Origin of the sequence: Streptomyces mutabilis, assembly GCF_014649815.1 — a bacterium.
GTDB classification, from domain to species: Bacteria; Actinomycetota; Actinomycetes; order Streptomycetales; family Streptomycetaceae; genus Streptomyces; species Streptomyces mutabilis.
Genome location: NZ_BMTT01000193.1, coordinates 1 through 621 on the forward strand (window position 1 = coordinate 1; position 621 = coordinate 621).

Below are 621 nucleotides of genomic sequence, written 5' to 3' on the forward strand. Positions count from 1 at the left end.
GCCCACCACGACCGGCCCGGCAGCACCCGCCTGATCGCCTACGTCGTACCCGACACCGACGGACCGACTGGGGACGAGGAAGAGCGGGACCAGATCGGCGAGTGGAGGGATCTCTACGACTCGCTGTACTCAGCGCCCGGTTCGACGCCGGGCGAGGACTTCTCCGGCTGGAACAGCAGTTACGACGGCGAGCCGATCCCGCTGCCCGAGATGCGGGAGTGGCGTGCGGCCACGCTCGAGCGGATCAGGGCGCTCCAACCCGGCCGTGTCCTGGAGATCGGTGTCGGCACCGGTCTGCTGCTGTCCGGACTGGCGCCCGAGTGCGAGGAATACTGGGGCACGGACTTCTCCCCGGTCGTTGTGGAGGAGCTGCGGCGTCATGTCGACGCCGTCCCCGAGCTGGCCCGGCGGGTCAGGCTCCGGGTGCAGGCCGCCCACGAGCACGGCGGCCTTCCCCAGGAGCACTTCGACACGATCGTGCTCAACTCCGTGGCCCAGTACTTCCCGAACGGCGGATACCTGACGCAGGTCGTCGAGCAGGCCTTCCGCCTGCTCGCGCCCGGTGGCGCCCTGTTCCTGGGTGACCTGCGCAATCCGCGGTTGCTGCGGACCTTCGCCTCC

Annotated in this window: 1 protein-coding gene; it reads left to right on the forward strand. The window is 69.9% G+C overall.

Features of this window, described 5'->3' with window-relative positions:
* Nucleotides 1-621: class I SAM-dependent methyltransferase (locus IE142_RS35365; protein WP_191889466.1), on the forward strand; the 621-nt coding region annotated here is incomplete at both ends.